This window comes from Cedecea sp. NFIX57 (assembly GCF_900177785.1).
Lineage (GTDB): Bacteria > Pseudomonadota > Gammaproteobacteria > Enterobacterales > Enterobacteriaceae > Cedecea > Cedecea neteri_C.
The window spans coordinates 184,224-201,465 of the sequence record NZ_FXAS01000007.1 but is presented as its reverse complement, the minus strand read 5'-3'; the positions used below and the strand labels follow the sequence as shown (position 1 = coordinate 201,465).

The window sequence follows — 17,242 nt, the reverse complement described above, 5'->3', positions numbered from 1 at the left end:
CGTGGTACTTTCCGCCGGAATACGCGTTCACGCAAAACCAGAATCAGCGTTCACGTTCCGCCAGAATGACCGTTCACGCCAGGCCAGAATACGCAGTTGACGGCCAGCTTCAGCCGATGCTGGAAAGCGGCGAGCTTGATCTCTCTATCATGACGACTTTTTCGCTGCCGGCTGACCTCCACGTTCACACGCTGTACGAGGAGCATTACGTGTGTGCGATGGGGCAGCAGCATCACCTGGCCCGGCAGCAGGCGATCACCCTGGATCAGTTTTGCGCCTGCGATCATGCGCTGGTTTCGTGGAGCGGCGGGGAGTTTAGCGGCGTGACCGACAGTGCTTTACAGAAAGTGAAGCGCGCACGGCGGGTTAGCCTGTCGGTGCAGAGCTTCTTATTTTTAAACGAGATTTTAAAAACCAGCGATCTGATGGCCGTGGTACCCGCCAGGCTTATTGCCGGCAACGCGGATATCGTCAGCCATCAGCCGCCGCTGGCGATCCCCGGTTTTACCAAAGTCGCCGCCTGGCATGAGCGCACGTATCACGACAGCGCGCACCGATGGGTAAGGGAGTTGTTATTTCGCAGCTGCGGGGCGTGATTTTTCGAAGCGAATATCTTCGCCGTCTTGTTCCCCCACAGGCTGCCAGCCGTGGCGCTGATAGAACGCGGCGGCGCGGCTGCTTGCCGCCGTTTCAAGCCAAATAACGGGCTGCTGGGCAAACAGGAACGCCTCGGCTTTCTCCAGCAACAATTTCCCGACGCCCTGGCCTTCAAACTGTGGCTGAACGAACATGGCAAACAGGCAGGCTTCTTCGGCAATCGCCATTGCAAACCCCGCAGGTTCACCGTCCACGTCTGCCAGCCAGATGCACGGTGATTCAGCAATAATCCCGGCTATAGTCTGCGGCGTGATGCCCATTTCGGCCATTTCTTCGCGCGATAGATGATTCTCTTTGACGCTGGTTCGGATGGAGAAAATAGTCTCGATGTCTGCCTGGGTGGCATCCCGAAGGGTAAGGTTGGGTGACATAAAAATCCTTTTTTAATCTCCCCCCCGACAAAAGCCGGAGGGAAAAAGCTTACTGGAAGCTGTAGCTTACGTTGACGCCCACGCCATAGTTACGCCCTGGCGCTGGCTCGAAATAGCGGCCATTGCCTTCATTGACAATCACCGAGCCGACATAATCGCGGTCGAACAGATTATCAACTCGTCCCCAGATGTCCAGCAGCCAGTTTTGCCGGATGTGGAGCTTGTAGCCGGTATTCAATCCTACGGTGATGTAGGTCGGGGCTTTGGCGTCGTTCTGATCGTCCGCCTGGATATCGCTCATGTAGCGAACATCTGCGCCCGCATACCAGCCGTCTTCAGGCACGTAACCCAACGACGCATACCCCATATTGCGGGCGATCCCCGGCATTCGGTTGCCGTTGCAGTTATTTGCCCCGCAAACATTAGTGCGGTAGGTCGCCTCCAGATACGTCCAGGCCATTTTCAATCGCCAGTCGGCGGCAAACTGCTGATCGAGCGAAAGCTCAAGCCCACGGCGGCGAGTTTCACCGGCATTTTTATAGGTGGTGCGTCCGCCGCTGCTTTGATCAACTACGATCTCGTTATCGGTATCGGTCTGGAACAGGGCGGCGGTGAACAGGCCGTTGCCAATGCGGTTTTTACTGCCCACTTCTACCGTTGTGTTGGTGGACGGCTGCAGGGCAAAGTTAAGACCAGACGCACCGTTGTCGCGGTAAGAAAGTTCGTTGATGGTCGGCGTTTCAAACCCGCGCCCTGCGGAGGTGTAAATATTCCAGCCGTCGTTGATGGCATATTTTAACGAGGCCGCAGGCAACCACTTGTGATAGCTGGCGCTGCCGCTGTCGTCACCGTTTTTCCCCACGATGTAATAGTCGTTGGAATCAAAATAGACTGAGCTGAAGCGTGCGCCCGCATCGAGGCTGAGTTTGTCGGTTAACTGCCAGGTCGTTTGCAGGTACGGGTCGAGGTTCCACATCAGATTACGTTCGTTGCGGCGCAGGTTACCTTGCTCGCCCAATACCGTAGCGCCGTTTACCGTGACAAAGTTCTCGTAGCCTTTGCGCTTCTCGGTCATCGTCTCGTAGTCCAGCCCGGTGGTGAAGCCGACCGGCACGCTGCCGAGCTCGCCGTTGTGCGTCCAGCGGGTATCAATGCCCTGGTAATGCCTTGCCAGTTGGATCACACCGCCAGGGTGAGTTGGATTTTTATGTGCAGATACGGGAATGGACTGATACTGCGTGGTTTCACGCACGCCCGCGTACATCATCACGCTTAAATCATCATGCTCACTGAGCTGCCGGTCATAGCGCAGGCCACCCTGGGTTTGCTTCGTTGTTTTTCGCGTATTGTACTGATCGGCGCGGGGTGCCTGCGTTGGGTTGTCGTGCCACTCCTGCCTGGTCAGGCCGCCGGGATCGTTGGCGTCAATATCCACGCTGTTGAACAACAAGGTCAGCTTGCTGACGTCATTGAGGCGAACGCCAAGCTTCGCATTTCCGAGGTTTTTCTGTGCGCTGCTGTGGTCGCGATAGCCCTGCGTGGTAAAGCGCGAGGCGGAAATCGTATAGTCCACATCCCCGGCCTGCGTGCCGTCGCCGGTTGAGCCGGTGGCTTTCACGCTGTTGCGCCAACTGCCAAAACTGCCGAAGTAGCTGCTGGCCTCGATCGTCGGCGGCTGGCGGCCCGTTTCTGTTTTGACGTTAACCACGCCGCCGGACGAGTTCCCGTAGAGCGCAGAAAACGGCCCGCGAAGCACTTCCACGCTGTCCACGCTGTTCAAATCGATATTAGACGTTTGTCCCTGGCCATCGGGCATGGTGGCCGGAATGCCGTCCACATACATGCGCACGCCGCGTACGCCGTACATCGAGCGTGAACCAAAGCCGCGCACGGAAAGCTGTAAATCCTGAGCATAGTTTTGGCGGTTTTGAATTTGCAGCCCCGGCACAGCGCCTAGATTTTCTGACAGGTTTATCCGGGGCGCAGCCTGGCGCAAATCATCGCCATACACCACGCTGACCGCGGCTGGCGTATCGAGCTCAGAAACGGTTGTCGGTTTAGCGGTGACCAGCAGCGTGGATTCATCTTTGGACTGTGTTTCAGTGGCTTGTGTCAATCCAGGCGTTAAGGCCGGGATCAGGAGAAGGGAAAGGGCGGTCTTATGAGTCTGGAGCGTCTTTTTCTGGGGTGTCTTCATCAGGCGGTGTTTACGGCATGCGCAATTGTCAGGATTGTGAACTGTATATGTTAGTTCCTGTGTTTAAGTTTTGAAAATTATTAGCGCACGTAACGTTAACAATAAGTTATTACTGATGAAATTAACGACGAAATATTTTTTATTTTTACTGCATCCAGCGGCGCACCCTCAACCGTATATCAGAATGTGAGCAACTCTCTTGCTCCCTACAATTGAGGAATTCAACATGAACAAGTATTTTGCCTCCGCCGTGTGCGCCTCTGCTTTTTTCAGTACGCTGAGCATTGCCTCAATGACGAACGATTCCGTGATGGTGGGCGGTGCAGCAATGTATCCGTCAAAAAATATTGTTGAGAATGCCGTGAATTCTAAAGATCACACCACGCTAGTGGCGGCGGTGAAAGCCGCCGGTTTAGTCGATACGCTGGAGAGCAAAGGGCCGTTTACCGTCTTTGCCCCAACCGATGCTGCATTTGCCAAATTGCCGGCGGGCACGGTCAGCAATCTGGTTAAACCGGAAAACAAAGCCACGTTGACCAGCATCCTGACCTATCACGTGGTGGCAGGAAAATACGACATGAAAGCGCTGGAGAAAAAAATCCAGCAGGGTGGCGGCAGCGCGGAATTAAAAACGGTGAACGGCCAGCCGCTCTGGATCATGAATAACGGCCCACACAATATTCAGCTCAAAGACGGGAAAGGCAACATCGCCAATATCAGCACTTATGACGTAAACCAGAAAAATGGTGTGATAGACGTGATTGATACCGTCCTGATGCCGAAGTGAGTGTCTATACTCGATCCAGGCTCGTCGCCTGGTCGAGAAAACTATGGATAAAACTCTGGTAGAACAGCAGGTAAAACTGATGCAGGCGGTTGCTGATGGCGACCGCCGCGCATTTGAACAACTCTATCGCCTGACGTCTCCCCGTTTGTTTGCCGTGGCGCTGCGTACCGTTCAGCGCCGGGCGTGGGCCGAAGAGATTCTGCACGACGCTTTTCTTACTGTTTGGAATAAAGCGTCAGGCTACGATCCGGCCATAAGCGCCCCCGAGACCTGGCTGACCCACATTGTCCGCAACCGCTGTATCGACTGGTTGCGCAGTGGCCAATCCCGCGCGGCAAATCAGGAAGACGAACTCAGCGACCACGCGGCTGATAGTGAAAGTGAAGGGGACAACGACTGGTGCGATGAACAGCAGGCAGGCCGCCTGCGCGGGTGCCTGGACAATTTGACCAGCGAGCAGCGGCAAAGCGTGGTGCTGGCCTACTACCAGGGCATGTCTCACGGCGATATCGCCGACTGGCTACAACAGCCGCTCGGCACGGTGAAAAGTTGGATCCGCCGGGCGCTGGATCACCTTAAGGATTGCGTCGGACTATGAACAGTAGCCAACAACGAGATAACGCCCTGGCCTCTGAATACGCGCTGGGTACGCTGCGCGGCAGCGCCCGCTTACGGTTCGAGAAACGACTCCAGGCTGAGCCGGACCTCGCCGCCCTCGTGGGGCGCTGGCAAACCCTGCTTGGTGGGCTGGACAGTCAACTCCAACCCCAACATCCGCCGGAAACCGTGTGGAAGAAAATTCAGCTTAGCCTGCCGCCCGAGCGCAATGTCGTCGTGCCTTCCCGCTGGCGCTGGAACTATCTTGGCTGGGCGCTGGCCGCCGGGCTTGCTGCGGTTGCGCTGGTGCCATACTTCAGTACCAAAGCGCCGGAGCTGGCGCCGCTTATCGTACTTAACGGCGGCAGTCAGCAGGGGCAGTGGTTGGTTAGCGCCGACAGCGACCGGAAAACGCTGCGCCTGACGCCACTGCAGCTGGCCTCTGTCTCCGCCAGCAATAGCCTGCAGCTGTGGGCTATCCCGGTTGGCGCGAAGCCTGTCTCGCTCGGGCTTTTGGACAGTAAATCGGTGACCCAGGTTAGCAACGGAAACGTGACATTGTCACGAGGTGTGACGATCGCCATCAGTCTGGAGCCGCAGGGCGGTTCGCCGACCGGGCAGCCAACAGGACCGGTGGTGTATAGCGGGGTGTTGTAGGGGCTGTTCCCCCTCCGTCTCTGTCACAGTCTTCCAGTAGATATCTTTCGCTCAGCAGTTATTCCGTTCACCCGTAGATCTGTTTTCCCTGCACGTTCCCAGCACGGTGAACGTGTCCGGGGGATAACGCCATCCCCCGGACAGCCCCGGCGCCCGGCGAGCTCATCGCCGCTGAAGCGGTAAACCCACCGGCTATCACCCAAACATTCGGGGTCGTTCGCGATTCGTTCCCGACGATCGCTCTCTTTCGCTGTTCCCGACAGCTCAACCCCGCCTGAGTTGGGTCATAGCCGGGGGCGCTGAGAGCCGAGAACAAGGGCGTGGCTGTAGGACTTGAAGCAACAATGACTTTCAGAATGGCTGTGGGCTAAAAGCGAGGCACGGTTCCGGCTTAAATCGCCTCCGTTTTCTCTCCGACTGGCCAGGGTCCGGCCGTCGGGAACGGCCGGAGGTTTAGAGCGTCGGGAACGCATCTCAGCCGACCCAGGACTGGGAGATAAAACGGAGGTCTGCCGCTTCAGCGGTCGATTTATTTGGCCGGGAGTCCGGGGTCTCGGGGGAATGACGGTGATTCCCCTGAGACGTTCACTGATGCGGTGGCTGCATATAAAAAAGGCTGGAAGTGAACGGAATATTTACCGTCCTTACATAATCCTGGGGATTTGTGACTAAGAGGGTGTCTGCTTGATTCCCTCTCCCCGGTGGGGAGAGGGTCAGGGCGAGGGGCACTACTCGTGGTGATCGTGAACCTGCTGAGCCACTTCATGCACGCGCTTGCGAGCGCCAAACCAGCCCAGCGTCAGCAGAATCGCCAGTACCGGAATAGATGCAATGGTGAACGTCCCGTTCGGGTAGTCCATCGCCATCAATACCAGCACACCAAGCAGGAACAGCAGTGTCAACCAGGAGGTAAACGGCGCGCCCGGCAGCTTGAAGCTCACGTCGTCCGCTTTCCCTTCTTTTATCGCCTTGCGCAGGCGAATCTGGCACAGCACGATAAACGCCCAGGAGGTAATGATGCCCAGAGACGCCATATTCAGCACGATCTCAAACACCTGCGAAGGCACCAGATAGTTGAGGAACACGCCAAGCACGTACACGCCGCTGGTGACCAGAATCCCGGCATACGGCACCTGATTCTTGCTCATTTTCGACATGAACTGAGGTGCGGAACCGCCCATCGACATCGAACGCAGAATACGCCCGGTGCAGTACAGGCCGGAGTTCAGGCTGGAGAGCGCGGCGGTTAATACCACGATGTTCATCACATCGCCGATGTAAGGCACGCCGAGCTTCGAGAAGAAGGTCACGAACGGGCTTTGCCCCGCCTGATAGGCGTTCCACGGCAGCAGCAGAACCAGCAGCACCACGGAGCCAACATAGAACAGGCCAATACGCCAGATCACGCTGTTGATGGCCTTCGGTACCATGGTTTTCGGGTCTTTACATTCCCCGGCGGCGGTGCCGACTAATTCGATAGAAGCGAAGGCAAATACAACCCCCTGAATCAACACCAACGCTGGCAGCAGCCCGTGCGGGAAGAGGCCGCCGTTATCGGTTATCAGATGGAAGCCTGTGCTGTTGCCGTCAATCGGTTTCCCGGTGCCGAGGAAAATGGTGCCGACGATCAGGAAGGCGACGATGGCCAACACTTTGACCAGCGCAAACCAGAACTCCATCTCGGCAAACCACTTCACGCCAATCATGTTCATCGCCGCGACCACGGCCAGTGCGCCGAGGGCGAAGACCCACTGCGGCACATCGCCGAACGCGCCCCAGTAGTGCATATAGAGCGCCACAGCGGTGATATCCACGATGCCGGTCATCGCCCAGTTAACGAAATACATCCAGCCGCAAACGTAGGCGGCTTTTTCACCGAGGAATTCACGGGTGTAGGAGACGAAACTGCCGCTGGACGGGCGATGGATAACCAGCTCGCCCAAAGCGCGAAGGATGAAGAAAGAGAAAATACCGCAAACCAGATAGATTAATGCCAGCGCCGGCCCTGCCGCCTGCAGGCGCGCACCTGCGCCGAGAAACAGGCCGGTACCGATGGCGCCGCCGATGGCAATCATCTGTACGTGACGGTTGCTCATCGCCTGGTGATACCCCGAGTCCTGGGAATTCAGCCAGCGCCGTTTGGCGGCGCGGTGTTCCGCTTCAGTCTTTGTTTTCATTGAGATTCCTGTCTGCCTTTGAGTTAAAAAGCGCCGTCCTTTTCCGCCCGTTAATTCTGGCTGCGGAGGCCGTGAAAAAGAGGGCGAGGAATCCTGGCAGAAAATTGAATGAGAAGCAAAATTACAAACTTGTCATTTTAGTGGCGGCGTTCTGTTGGCGTGACGGGCGTAACATTCCTGCTATACCAGGACTCAGAGAAGCGCTGCATCATGAACATAAAACGGTCAAAAAAAGGGCTGGCGATGGCCTGCGTGCTGGCGGGGGCGGCGGGACTCTGGCTGTACTCCCAGGCCTCCTCTCCGGCAACGCAAAAGAAAACGGCGCTGCCGAAAGTTAGCCTGGTCGCCGCGGCCAGCCAAACGCTGCCGCTGACGTTCTCCACCCAGGGGCATCTTGTGTCGCTCAATGAGGTGGACATTCGCGCGCAAATCACCAGCCCGGTGAGCCAGGTTGCCTTCAACGAAGGGGATTTTGTTAAGCAAGGGCAATTGCTGTTTGTGCTGGATGATGCCGAAGAACAGGCCGCGCTGGGCCATGCCCAGGCCCAGTTGGGGGTGATTAAAGCCGAGCTGGATAAAGCCGACCGCGACCTCAGCCGTGGGCAGCCGTTGCTGAAAACCCACTACATCTCTTCTTCCGACTGGGATGCGCTGGTCAGTGCGCAACAGCAGGCGGCGGCACAATATAAGTCTGCCCAGGATGATATTCACACCGCCCAGGCGCAGCTCGCCTATACCCGGATTTACGCGCCCGTTAGCGGCAAAACAGGTGCCTTGAACGTGCACATCGGCAGCCTTGCGCAGCCGGGCAGCACGTTACCAATGGTCAGCATCAATCAATTTGATCCGATCGGCGCAGAATTTACCCTGCCGGAGCAGGATCTCAACGCCGTGGTCGCCGCGCAGCATCAGGGGCCGGTAGAAGTACAGGTGACCGACGCCAGCGGAAAACCGGTGACCGGCACGCTCAGTTTTATCGATAACACCGTCAGCCAGGACAGCGGCACGGTGAACTTTAAAGCCCGTTTTGCGAACGGTGAAAACCAGCTCTGGCCGGGCGCTTATCAGAATATTACGGTCAGCGCGGGCAGCACGCCGAATGTCGTTGTTTTACCGCCTCAGGCCGTGCAGGACGGCCCCGACGGGCATTTTGTTTACGTTATCGACGCCCAAATGCACGCCACAACGCAACCGGTTACATTGTTGCGCATCCAGCAGCAAATGGCGGTGGTGAGCGGCATTCAGCCCGGCATGAAAGTGGTGCTGGAGGGTGCTAATGCCCTGCGGCCGGGGATGTCCGTGAAGGTGGTTAACGCGCCAGCGGGGTCTTCATCATGACATTTGCGGAACAATGCCTGAAACGGCCGATTGCCGTGATGCTGCTGTGGCTGGCGGTGATGGTCGCCGGCGCGGTGTGCTGGTTTAAACTGCCCATTGCCGCGCTGCCTAACTACGACACACCGACGATTCAGGTCAGCGCTTCGCTTTCCGGTGCCAGCCCTGAAACCATGGCGTCATCGGTGGCAACGCCGCTGGAGAAAAAGCTGTCGACGATTCCTGGCGTGGTGAACATGACCTCCAACAGTCTCGAGGGTGCCACGACTATCGTCATTGAGTTTGATCCGTCGCGGGATATTGATTCGGCGGCGGTGGACGTGCAGTCCGCACTGTACCAAGCGTTAAAACAGCTGCCGTCGCAGATGACCACGCCGCCTTCATTCCGCAAAATTAACCCGGCGGATGCGCCGATCATTCAAATCGGCATCGACTCGCCGTCAATGGCGCTTTCCGACCTGAACCGCTTCTCGGATGACCTGATCTCACCGGCGCTTTCCACCCTGAACGGCGTGGCGCAGGTGACCGTGCTGGGGCAGAAACGCTATGCCGTGCGCGTGGAGGTGAACCCGGACAAGCTGGCGGCCACCAATCTGACGCTGGAAGACGTACATACCGCGTTGGCAAACGCTAATAACAACTCGCCGATCGGCGAACTGGACGGTAAGCGCCAGATGGTGATGCTGCAAACCAGCGGCGATTTGCGCAACGCGGCGGACTTCGCCAAAGTTATTGTTGCCACGCGAAACGGCCAGCCGGTCAGGCTTTCAGATGTGGCCACCGTGCAGGACAGCATCGAAAATACGCTGAGCTACAGCGCAGTGAACGGTAACCGCGCGATTGTACTCAGCGTGCAGCGCCAGCCCGGCGCGAACATTGTTTCCACCATCGACGCCATTCGCCAGTTGATGCCAAAACTACAGGCGCAGATGCCGTCGTCGGTTAGCGTGAAGTTTCTTAATGACCGCTCGCTGTCGATCCGTGCGGCGATTCATGACGTGACGCTGACGCTGCTGTTGACCATTGCCCTGGTAGTGATGGTGATCCTGATGTTCCTGCGCCATATCCGGGCGACGATCATTCCGGCGCTCAGCCTGCCGATTTCTCTGCTCGGCGCATTCGGCCTGATGTATGCCTTTGGTCTGAGCCTCGACAATATCTCGCTGATGGGGCTGACCATCGCCGTCGGCCTGGTGGTGGATGATGCGATTGTGGTGCTGGAGAACATCATGCGCTACATGGAAGAGGGGGAAACGCCGTATCGCGCCGCGCTGAAAGGGGTGAAAGAGGTGGCGTTCACCGTTATTTCTATTTCACTTTCCCTGGTGGCGGTGTTTATTCCGATCTTCTTTATGCCGGGCACGATTGGCCTGCTTTTCCACGAGTTTGCCTACGTGGTATCGCTGACGATTCTGGTTTCCGCTGCGGCATCGTTGACCATTATTCCGCTTTTGGTTCCAAAACTTATTCGTGAGCACACGCCGGAAGATAAACCTGAACCGCGCTGGAGCCAGGTCTTTGAGCGTGGGTTCGAAGCGCTGCGCCGCCAGTATGGGAACGGGTTGGAATGGGCGGTTTCTCATCGCGTGATTATGATTGGCGTCGCGCTAAGCACGATTGCGCTTACCATCGGCCTGTACTGGTTTTCACCGAAGGGGTTCTTCCCGCAGGAAGATATCGGGCAGGTAACCGCCAGCATTGATGCGCCGCAGGATATGTCGTATCTCGGGCGGCTGGGCGTGGCGCAGCAGTTGGGTAAAACGCTGATGAAAGATCCGAGCGTCAGTGATGTACTGACCCGCGTTGACCACGACACCACGCAGTTAAGCCTGACGCTCAAAAGCCAGAGTCAGCGCCCACCGCTGGACGCGGTGCTGAAACAGCTGCGCTCGGAAACCGGCTATTTACCGGGCATTAAAGTTTACTTCAGCCCGGTGCAAAACCTGCGAGTAGGCGGCCGCAGTGCGAAAAGTACCTATCAGTACACGCTGCAGGCCGTCAGCAGCGGCGATACCAGCCTCAACGACTGGGCGAACCGGCTGATGGCGGAGATGCAAAAAAGCGGGGTCTTTGTCGGCCTGAATACCGACGCGCAGATCAACGGGCTGCAGGCGCAATTAGTTATCGACAGAAACAAAGCCTCGCTGATGGGCGTGGATATCCAGCAGATTCGCGACACGCTGTATGACGCGTTCGGGACTTACCAGGTGTCGACGATTTATGCCCCGGAAGACAGCTATGAAGTGATCATGGAAGTGCAGGAGCCGTTCCGGCAGGACGAAAGCGACCTGTCGAAAATCTATGTCCAGTCATCAAGTGGGGCGCTGCTGCCGATCACCACCTTCACGACGATTTCTCGCACCCAGGGCGTGACGGCGGTCAACCACCAGGGGCAGCTGCCGGCGATTACGCTTTCGTTCGACCTGGCGCCGGGGAAATCGCTGTCGGATGCAACGGCGGCCATTGCCCAGGCTCAGCAGGCGATTCACCTGCCGTCTTCTGTGTTCGGCACCTACGCCGGGCAGGCGGCGCTGTTCCAGCAGTCCCAGAGCAGCCAGATCTGGCTGATTGTGCTGGCGCTGGCGGTGATTTACGTCATTCTCGGCGTGCTGTATGAAAGCTGGATCCATCCGCTGACCATTCTGCTTGGCCTGCCGTCGGCGGCGGTCGGGGCGCTCCTGGCCCTGAGGCTGTTTAATCTCGATCTTACGTTTATTGCCATGATTGGTATTCTGCTGCTGATTGGTATTGTCAAAAAGAACGCTATCATGATGATAGATTTCGCGTTAGTGGCGCAGCGTGAACACGGCATGACGCCGCATGATGCCATTATGCAGGCGTGTTTACAGCGGTTCCGACCGATCATGATGACCACGCTTTGCGCCATTATGGGGGCGATCCCCATTGCGCTGGGCCTGGGCGCGGGGGCCGAACTGCGTCAGCCGATGGGGGTGGCGATTGTCGGCGGGCTGCTGTTCTCTCAGTTGATCACCCTGTTTATTACGCCGGTGCTGTTCCTGCTGTTTGACGGCAACCCTCAGGGGACGAAGGAGTGATGATGAAAATTCTGCTGGTGGAAGATCAGAAAATGGCCTCGGAGTATATTGCCAAAGGGCTGCGCGAGAACGATTTCGTGGTCGATGTCGCCGGAAACGGTATCGATGGCCTGCATTATCTCCTGACCACGGACTATGACCTGGCGATCCTCGACGTGATGCTGCCGGGCATTGACGGCTGGAAGATCATCGAAATGGCGCGTCAGGCCGGAAAACAGACGCCTATCATGTTTCTGACCGCGCGGGATGATGTGGAGGACAGAGTCCACGGCCTCGAACTGGGCGCGGAAGATTATCTGATCAAACCTTTTTCTTTTAGCGAGCTGCTGGCGCGGGCGAGGGTGATTCTGCGCCGTTCCGCGCCGCCGACCGCGATTCTTGAAGAGAACCTGCTGCAGGTGGGCGATTTGAAGCTCGATTTTCTGCGGCACAAAGTGTCCCGCGCCGGGGTGCGAATAGAGCTGACGCAAAAAGAATTCTTGCTGCTAAGCCTGCTGATGCGCCGCTCGGGCGAAGTGTTGTCGCGCACAGTGATTGCCGAGCAGGTGTGGGACATGAATTTTGACCCGGAAACTAACGTCATAGACGTCGCCATCCGCCGCTTGCGCAACAAAATTGACGACGGCTTTGAGGATAAATTACTCCACACCCTGCGCGGCGCAGGGTATGTGCTGGAATTACGCGGATGATAAAACTGTCGCATTTGTCGATCACGGCGCGCCTGACGCTCTACTTCTCCGTCACGATGGCCATCGTGCTTTACAGCGTGTCCGGCGTGCTTTATTCGACTATGCGCCAGCAGCTCAATCATAAAGATGAGCTGGAGCTACAAAGTTCTATCCAGTTCCAGCAGGAAATTGCTACGGCGATTGGCGAGCGGCAGGACAACGGAGAGGAGTGGCAAACCGAGCTGCTGGAGTCCGTGGTGCGGCAGGAGCGTCTGTCGCTGCGCATCTTCAGCCCGGAAGGCAAGGTGTACGCGCAATCCAACAATATGGTTATCCCGGAGCAGGATTTTCCGCTGCCTGGCCCCGGGTTTAGCTACCGGGAATGGCATTATCGCGCGGAGAATATCCGGCAAAAATACTTAATTACCTCCACGCTGTTCACCCTAAAAAATAACCAGAAATGGCTGGTGCAAGCGGCGCTCAACGTCTCCGGCAACAACGAAATAATCAATACCTATTACAAGCGCATGCAATTCTTCGCCGCGCTGGCGATCCTGCTGTTTGCCGCCTTTGGCTGGTGGCTTTCCCGCCGGGGGCTAGCGCCGCTGCGCACGATCACCACCGAAATTGAGAAAATTCACGCTAACGATCTGCACACCCGGATCCTGGATCAGCGTTGGCCGCCGGAACTGAACGCGCTGGCGGCGTCGTTTGACCGCATGATGATGCGTCTTGAGGCCTCGTTTCATCAGCTAAATCGCTTTTCATCGGACATTGCCCATGAGCTGCGGGGGCCGATAAACAACCTGATCTCTGCCGCCAGCGTCATTCAAACCAAAGACCGCAGCGCCGAAGAGTACCAGGAAACGCTGGCCGCCATTGTGGAAGAAGGCGAGCGGCTGTCGCGCATGATCTCCTCCATGCTGTTCCTTGCCCGGGCAGATAACAGCCGCGAAGTGCTGAATGCCGAATGGCTAAGCAGTGCCCATGAATTCGAAAAACTTATTGGTTTCTATGACATTCTGGCAGAAGAAAAAGAGATTACCCTCGCAAGCCGGGGGGACGTTTCATTCTATGCTGACCCGCAGCTTATCCAGCGGGCACTCTCAAATTTGCTCTCTAATGCCCTGCGCCACACGCCTGAAAAAGGGCATATCACGCTCAGTGCAAAAATTGCCGATGAACGGGTGATATTGAGCGTGAGTGATGATGGAGAAGGCATCAAACCCGAACATCTGCCGCTGATTTTTGATCGCTTTTTCCGGGGAGAAGCCTCCCGCAGCGCCACGGAAAACACCGGGCTGGGGCTGGCGATTGTGAAAACCATTGCGGAACTGCACGGCGGCAAAATCAGCGTAGTCAGCGAGCCTGGGCGCGGCAGCACGTTTACGCTCTCATTGCCGCCGCACGACAAGGCATGAATCACACAGAATAATCTCTCATGGCAGGAACAATACTAAGCGGAATGAGTCTCAGTGAGGTAAACAGGTAGCCTTTTGTGCCGACCTGAATAAAATCCAAACAGATGAAACGTGTTTAGCTCCAGTAGAGACTGGGGCGTTCATTATGAGTTTCTGGGATCATCGCTTTTATTGTTATGGAAAACCTGCCCAATGCTATTGAAACACTTTTCTCGCCGTGCCATTGCCCTGGCCGTGGCGCTGATCATCCTCCTGACTATCGCTCTGTTCTTCTTCCTCAGAAGCCCGGATACACCTGATTATGTGACTGCTCCTGTACGCAAGGGCGATATCGAAAACTCTGTCCTGGCTACCGGGCGAATCGATGCTATCGAGCGCGTTAACGTCGGGGCGCAGGTTTCAGGCCAGGTCAAGTCGCTCAAAGTGAAGCTGGGAGACCATGTCACCAAAGGGCAGTCCATCGCCGACATTGATGATGTGCCGCAGCGTAACGAACTGCGTAACGCCGAAGCCGCGCTCAATGTAGTCAAAGCCGATCTGCAGGCTAAGCAAGCGCTCCTGAAACAATCTGAGCTACGGTTCAAACGCCAGCGCCAGATGCTGAGCGAAGATGCCAGCTCGCGCGAAGATTTTGAGTCTGCAGAAGCTACGCTTGCCACTACTCGGGCAGAATTGCTGTCTCTGAATGCCAAGCTTGTTCAGGCGCAAATAGAAGTGGATAAGAAAAAAGTCGATCTTGGCTATACGCGAGTCGTGGCACCGATGGACGGGATTGTTATCGCCGTTGTCACGCAGCAAGGGCAGACCGTGAACTCCAGCCAAAGTGCGCCGACCATCATCAAGCTGGCTCGTCTCGACGTCATGACCATCAAGGCTCAGATTTCTGAAGCCGATATCACCCGCATTTCAGCAGGGCAAAAAGCCCGTTTCACTATTTTCTCTGAGCCGGACAAACATTATGACGCGAGGCTGCGCACCGTTGAACTGGCGCCGGAGTCGGTGATGAAAGATGACTCTCTTGCTGGCAGCAGCACGGCATCTGGCTCTGGCACGTCCAATGCGTCCGTCTATTACAACGCGCTGCTCGACGTGCCGAATCCGGAAAATCGCCTCCGTATTGCGATGACGGCACAGGTCACGCTGCTGGCCGGAGAGGCCAAAGACACGCTGCTGGTCCCGATTCAGGCCGTGCATAAAGCCGAAGGAAATAAACAGGAAGTACAGGTGCTGCGGGCCGACGGCAAGCTGGAGGCCCGAGAGGTGAAAACAGGGATCACCAACAGCGTCGATATTCAGATCCTCGAGGGCGTAAAAGTCGGGGAAAATGTCGTGCTGTCACAGCCAGGTGAGAAAGCACCTGGGGAAGGGTTTGTCCTGTGAGTAACATCATCGAGCTAAAGGGCATTAGCCGGACCTACGGCAACGGCGGGCAAGCGTTAACCGTGCTGAAAAATATCGATCTGACCATCGCCGCCGGGGAAATGGTGGCGATCATCGGTGCATCAGGATCGGGTAAGTCGACCTTGATGAACATTATGGGCTGCCTCGATGTACCTGACAGCGGCGATTACTACATCGGCGGGCAAAATGCCGCCCAGCTTTCGCCGGATGAACTGGCTCGAGTGCGGCGAGAGCATATCGGTTTTATTTTCCAGCGCTACCACCTGATGCCTGACCTTAGCGCCCTCGGCAACGTTGAGATCCCGGCTATTTACGCCAACAGTGAACGTGACAAGCGTCGCCTGCGTGCCGCCGCACTGCTTGGCAGGCTGGGGCTGGAAGGGCGTGAGCACCATAAGCCCGGCGAGCTTTCTGGCGGCCAGCAGCAGCGCGTCAGTATTGCCCGCTCGTTGATCAATGGCGGGGAGATTATTCTTGCCGATGAGCCGACCGGCGCGCTGGATTCTCAGTCAGGTCAGGAGGTGTTAGCCATCCTGAGCGAACTTAACCAGCGTGGTCATACGGTCGTGATGGTGACCCACGACATGAAAGTGGCCCGGCACGCTCAGCGCATTATCGAACTGCGGGACGGCGAAATCATCGCCGACAGCGGCAGCCACGTAACGGCCACACAAACGCTGCCGCCGCCTAATCGCACCCGCCAAAGCCGCTGGCAAAGTCTGCTCGACCGCACGCGAGAATCGCTGCAAATGGCGCTTAAAGCGATGAATGCGCATCGCTTACGCACCACGCTAACCATGACAGGGATAATTTTCGGTATTGCCGCCGTTGTCACGGTTGTGGCGTTGGGCGAGGGCGCGAAGCAGAAAACGCTGGAGAATATTAAGGACCTGGGGACCAACGTCGTCAGCATTTATCCGGGCCGGGACTTTTTTGATGACGGTATCGAAGGCATTCGGACGCTGGTGCCAGCAGACGCGGAGGCGCTGGCAAAGCAGGGTTTCGTCGACAGCGTAAGCCCGGAGGTTAGCGCCTCGGACAACATTCGTTTTCTCGGTAAATCCGCAACCGCGTCGATCAACGGCGTCGGGCGAGATCACTTCCGCGTTAACGGCATTCAGCTTTTGCAAGGGACAACCTTCAGGGACGACCGTAACGCCCTGCAGGAAGTGATTATCGATGAGAACGCCCGTAAGGCGCTGTTTGATGAGGCCGGGCTGCAGGCGCTGGGGCAAATTGTTTTCCTGGGCTCCGTTCCGGCACGCGTGGTGGGTATCGCCCAAAGCAACAATCGCAGCTATGCACCCAATCGTATCACCGTATGGATGCCCTACAGCACGGTGATGTACCGCATGGTCGGTAAAACGGTGCTGACCAGCATCAGTGTCCGGCTAAAAGACAACGTGGCTAACGAAGCTGCGGTGAGCGCCATCTCGCAGCTATTGACCCAGCGCCACGGCGTTAAAGACTTCCAGCTTTATAACTTCGAGCAGATCAGAAAATCTATCGAACGCACTTCGATGACCTTCAGCATTTTAATTCTGATGGTTGCCTGTATCTCGCTGATGATCGGCAGTCTCGGCGTGATGAATATCATGCTGGTGTCGGTCACCGAACGAACCCATGAAATCGGCGTGCGCATGGCGGTAGGGGCGCGGCGGAGCGACATTATGCAGCAGTTTATGATTGAAGCCGTGCTGGTTTGCTTGATTGGCGGTGCGCTGGGTATTGCCCTGTCGTATGCCGCTGGTGCGCTATTTACCGCCCTGGCAGGCGGTATGTTCACGGCGATTTATTCGTGGCAGGCCGCAGCAGTCGCGTTTTTCTGCTCAACGTTAATCGGCATGATCTTCGGTTATCTCCCCGCCCGCAAAGCGGCAAGGATGGACCCGGTCGTTTCACTGGCCAGCGAGTAACC

Annotated in this window: 13 protein-coding genes; 10 read left to right on the top strand and 3 right to left on the bottom strand. The window is 56.8% G+C overall.

Annotation, left to right across the window (positions count from 1 at the left end; translation table 11 throughout):
- Positions 1 to 596, top strand: a 596-nt coding sequence (locus B9Y90_RS08260; RefSeq protein WP_254902683.1) for a LysR substrate-binding domain-containing protein, incomplete at its 5' end; no start/stop codon positions are given.
- On the opposite strand, the gene B9Y90_RS08255 is transcribed toward B9Y90_RS08260, so the two are convergent.
- Together B9Y90_RS08255 and pqqU are read right to left on the bottom strand one after the other, a co-directional pair.
- Positions 573 to 1,028, bottom strand: a complete 456-nt coding sequence (locus B9Y90_RS08255) for a GNAT family N-acetyltransferase (protein WP_085540930.1) — start codon at positions 1,026 to 1,028, stop codon at positions 573 to 575. The genes B9Y90_RS08260 and B9Y90_RS08255 overlap by 24 nt on opposite strands.
- A 49-nt stretch (positions 1,029 to 1,077) precedes the next feature.
- The gene (gene pqqU, locus B9Y90_RS08250) at positions 1,078 to 3,225 is read right to left on the bottom strand and encodes a TonB-dependent receptor PqqU (RefSeq protein WP_085540929.1); all 2,148 of its coding nucleotides are present in this window, start codon (positions 3,223 to 3,225) and stop codon (positions 1,078 to 1,080) included.
- A gap of 226 nt (positions 3,226 to 3,451) precedes the next feature.
- On the opposite strand from pqqU, the gene B9Y90_RS08245 reads away from it, so the two are divergent.
- The 3 genes from B9Y90_RS08245 to B9Y90_RS08235 are packed head-to-tail and all read left to right on the top strand — an operon-like array spanning position 3,452 to position 5,266.
- Entirely contained in the window at positions 3,452 to 4,012 is a 561-nt protein-coding gene (locus B9Y90_RS08245) for a fasciclin domain-containing protein (protein ID WP_039303126.1), read from the top strand.
- Positions 4,013 to 4,055: 43 nt separating this feature from the next.
- On the top strand, positions 4,056 to 4,610 hold the full coding sequence (locus B9Y90_RS08240; protein ID WP_085540928.1) for an RNA polymerase sigma factor: 555 nt from the start codon (positions 4,056 to 4,058) through the stop codon (positions 4,608 to 4,610).
- Complete coding sequence (locus B9Y90_RS08235; protein WP_085540927.1) at positions 4,607 to 5,266, top strand: anti-sigma factor; 660 nt, start codon at positions 4,607 to 4,609, stop codon at positions 5,264 to 5,266. The genes B9Y90_RS08240 and B9Y90_RS08235 overlap by 4 nt, the downstream gene beginning before the upstream one ends.
- Positions 5,267 to 5,994: 728 nt before the next feature.
- Here the strand turns inward: B9Y90_RS08235 and ansP are convergent.
- Positions 5,995 to 7,443: an L-asparagine permease gene (gene ansP / locus B9Y90_RS08230; protein ID WP_039303133.1), complete on the bottom strand. Its 1,449-nt coding sequence runs from the start codon at positions 7,441 to 7,443 to the stop codon at positions 5,995 to 5,997.
- Positions 7,444 to 7,653: 210 nt separating this feature from the next.
- Between ansP and B9Y90_RS08225 the strand changes: the two genes are divergently transcribed.
- The 6 genes from B9Y90_RS08225 to B9Y90_RS08200 all read left to right on the top strand — a co-directional run bounded on the left by B9Y90_RS08225 (position 7,654) and on the right by B9Y90_RS08200 (position 17,240).
- Positions 7,654 to 8,781 (top strand): efflux RND transporter periplasmic adaptor subunit, encoded by a 1,128-nt coding sequence (locus B9Y90_RS08225; RefSeq protein ID WP_085540926.1) that lies wholly within the window; start codon positions 7,654 to 7,656, stop codon positions 8,779 to 8,781.
- On the top strand, positions 8,778 to 11,834 hold the full coding sequence (locus B9Y90_RS08220) for an efflux RND transporter permease subunit (RefSeq protein ID WP_085540925.1): 3,057 nt from the start codon (positions 8,778 to 8,780) through the stop codon (positions 11,832 to 11,834). Before B9Y90_RS08225 ends, B9Y90_RS08220 begins: the two co-directional genes overlap by 4 nt.
- Positions 11,835 to 11,836: 2 nt before the next feature.
- Entirely contained in the window at positions 11,837 to 12,523 is a 687-nt protein-coding gene (locus B9Y90_RS08215) for a heavy metal response regulator transcription factor (RefSeq protein WP_008458831.1), read from the top strand.
- Entirely contained in the window at positions 12,520 to 13,923 is a 1,404-nt protein-coding gene (locus tag B9Y90_RS08210; protein WP_085540924.1) for a heavy metal sensor histidine kinase, read from the top strand. Before B9Y90_RS08215 ends, B9Y90_RS08210 begins: the two co-directional genes overlap by 4 nt.
- Positions 13,924 to 14,115: 192 nt before the next feature.
- Complete coding sequence (locus B9Y90_RS08205) at positions 14,116 to 15,303, top strand: macrolide efflux RND transporter periplasmic adaptor subunit EtsA (RefSeq protein ID WP_085540923.1); 1,188 nt, start codon at positions 14,116 to 14,118, stop codon at positions 15,301 to 15,303.
- Positions 15,300 to 17,240, top strand: coding sequence for a MacB family efflux pump subunit (locus B9Y90_RS08200; RefSeq protein ID WP_085540922.1), 1,941 nt, complete (start codon positions 15,300 to 15,302; stop codon positions 17,238 to 17,240). Before B9Y90_RS08205 ends, B9Y90_RS08200 begins: the two co-directional genes overlap by 4 nt.
- The last annotated feature ends 2 nt before the right edge of the window (positions 17,241 to 17,242 follow it).

Coding starts and splice junctions, on each gene's coding strand:
- B9Y90_RS08210 (WP_085540924.1), top strand. CDS start 12,520: ATGATAAAACTGTCGCATTTGTCGATCACGGCGCGCCTGACGCTCTAC.
- B9Y90_RS08205 (WP_085540923.1), top strand. CDS start 14,116: ATGCTATTGAAACACTTTTCTCGCCGTGCCATTGCCCTGGCCGTGGCG.
- B9Y90_RS08225 (WP_085540926.1), top strand. CDS start 7,654: ATGAACATAAAACGGTCAAAAAAAGGGCTGGCGATGGCCTGCGTGCTG.
- B9Y90_RS08220 (WP_085540925.1), top strand. CDS start 8,778: ATGACATTTGCGGAACAATGCCTGAAACGGCCGATTGCCGTGATGCTG.
- B9Y90_RS08215 (WP_008458831.1), top strand. CDS start 11,837: ATGAAAATTCTGCTGGTGGAAGATCAGAAAATGGCCTCGGAGTATATT.
- B9Y90_RS08235 (WP_085540927.1), top strand. CDS start 4,607: ATGAACAGTAGCCAACAACGAGATAACGCCCTGGCCTCTGAATACGCG.
- ansP (WP_039303133.1), bottom strand. CDS start 7,443: ATGAAAACAAAGACTGAAGCGGAACACCGCGCCGCCAAACGGCGCTGG.
- B9Y90_RS08245 (WP_039303126.1), top strand. CDS start 3,452: ATGAACAAGTATTTTGCCTCCGCCGTGTGCGCCTCTGCTTTTTTCAGT.
- B9Y90_RS08255 (WP_085540930.1), bottom strand. CDS start 1,028: ATGTCACCCAACCTTACCCTTCGGGATGCCACCCAGGCAGACATCGAG.
- pqqU (WP_085540929.1), bottom strand. CDS start 3,225: ATGAAGACACCCCAGAAAAAGACGCTCCAGACTCATAAGACCGCCCTT.
- B9Y90_RS08240 (WP_085540928.1), top strand. CDS start 4,056: ATGGATAAAACTCTGGTAGAACAGCAGGTAAAACTGATGCAGGCGGTT.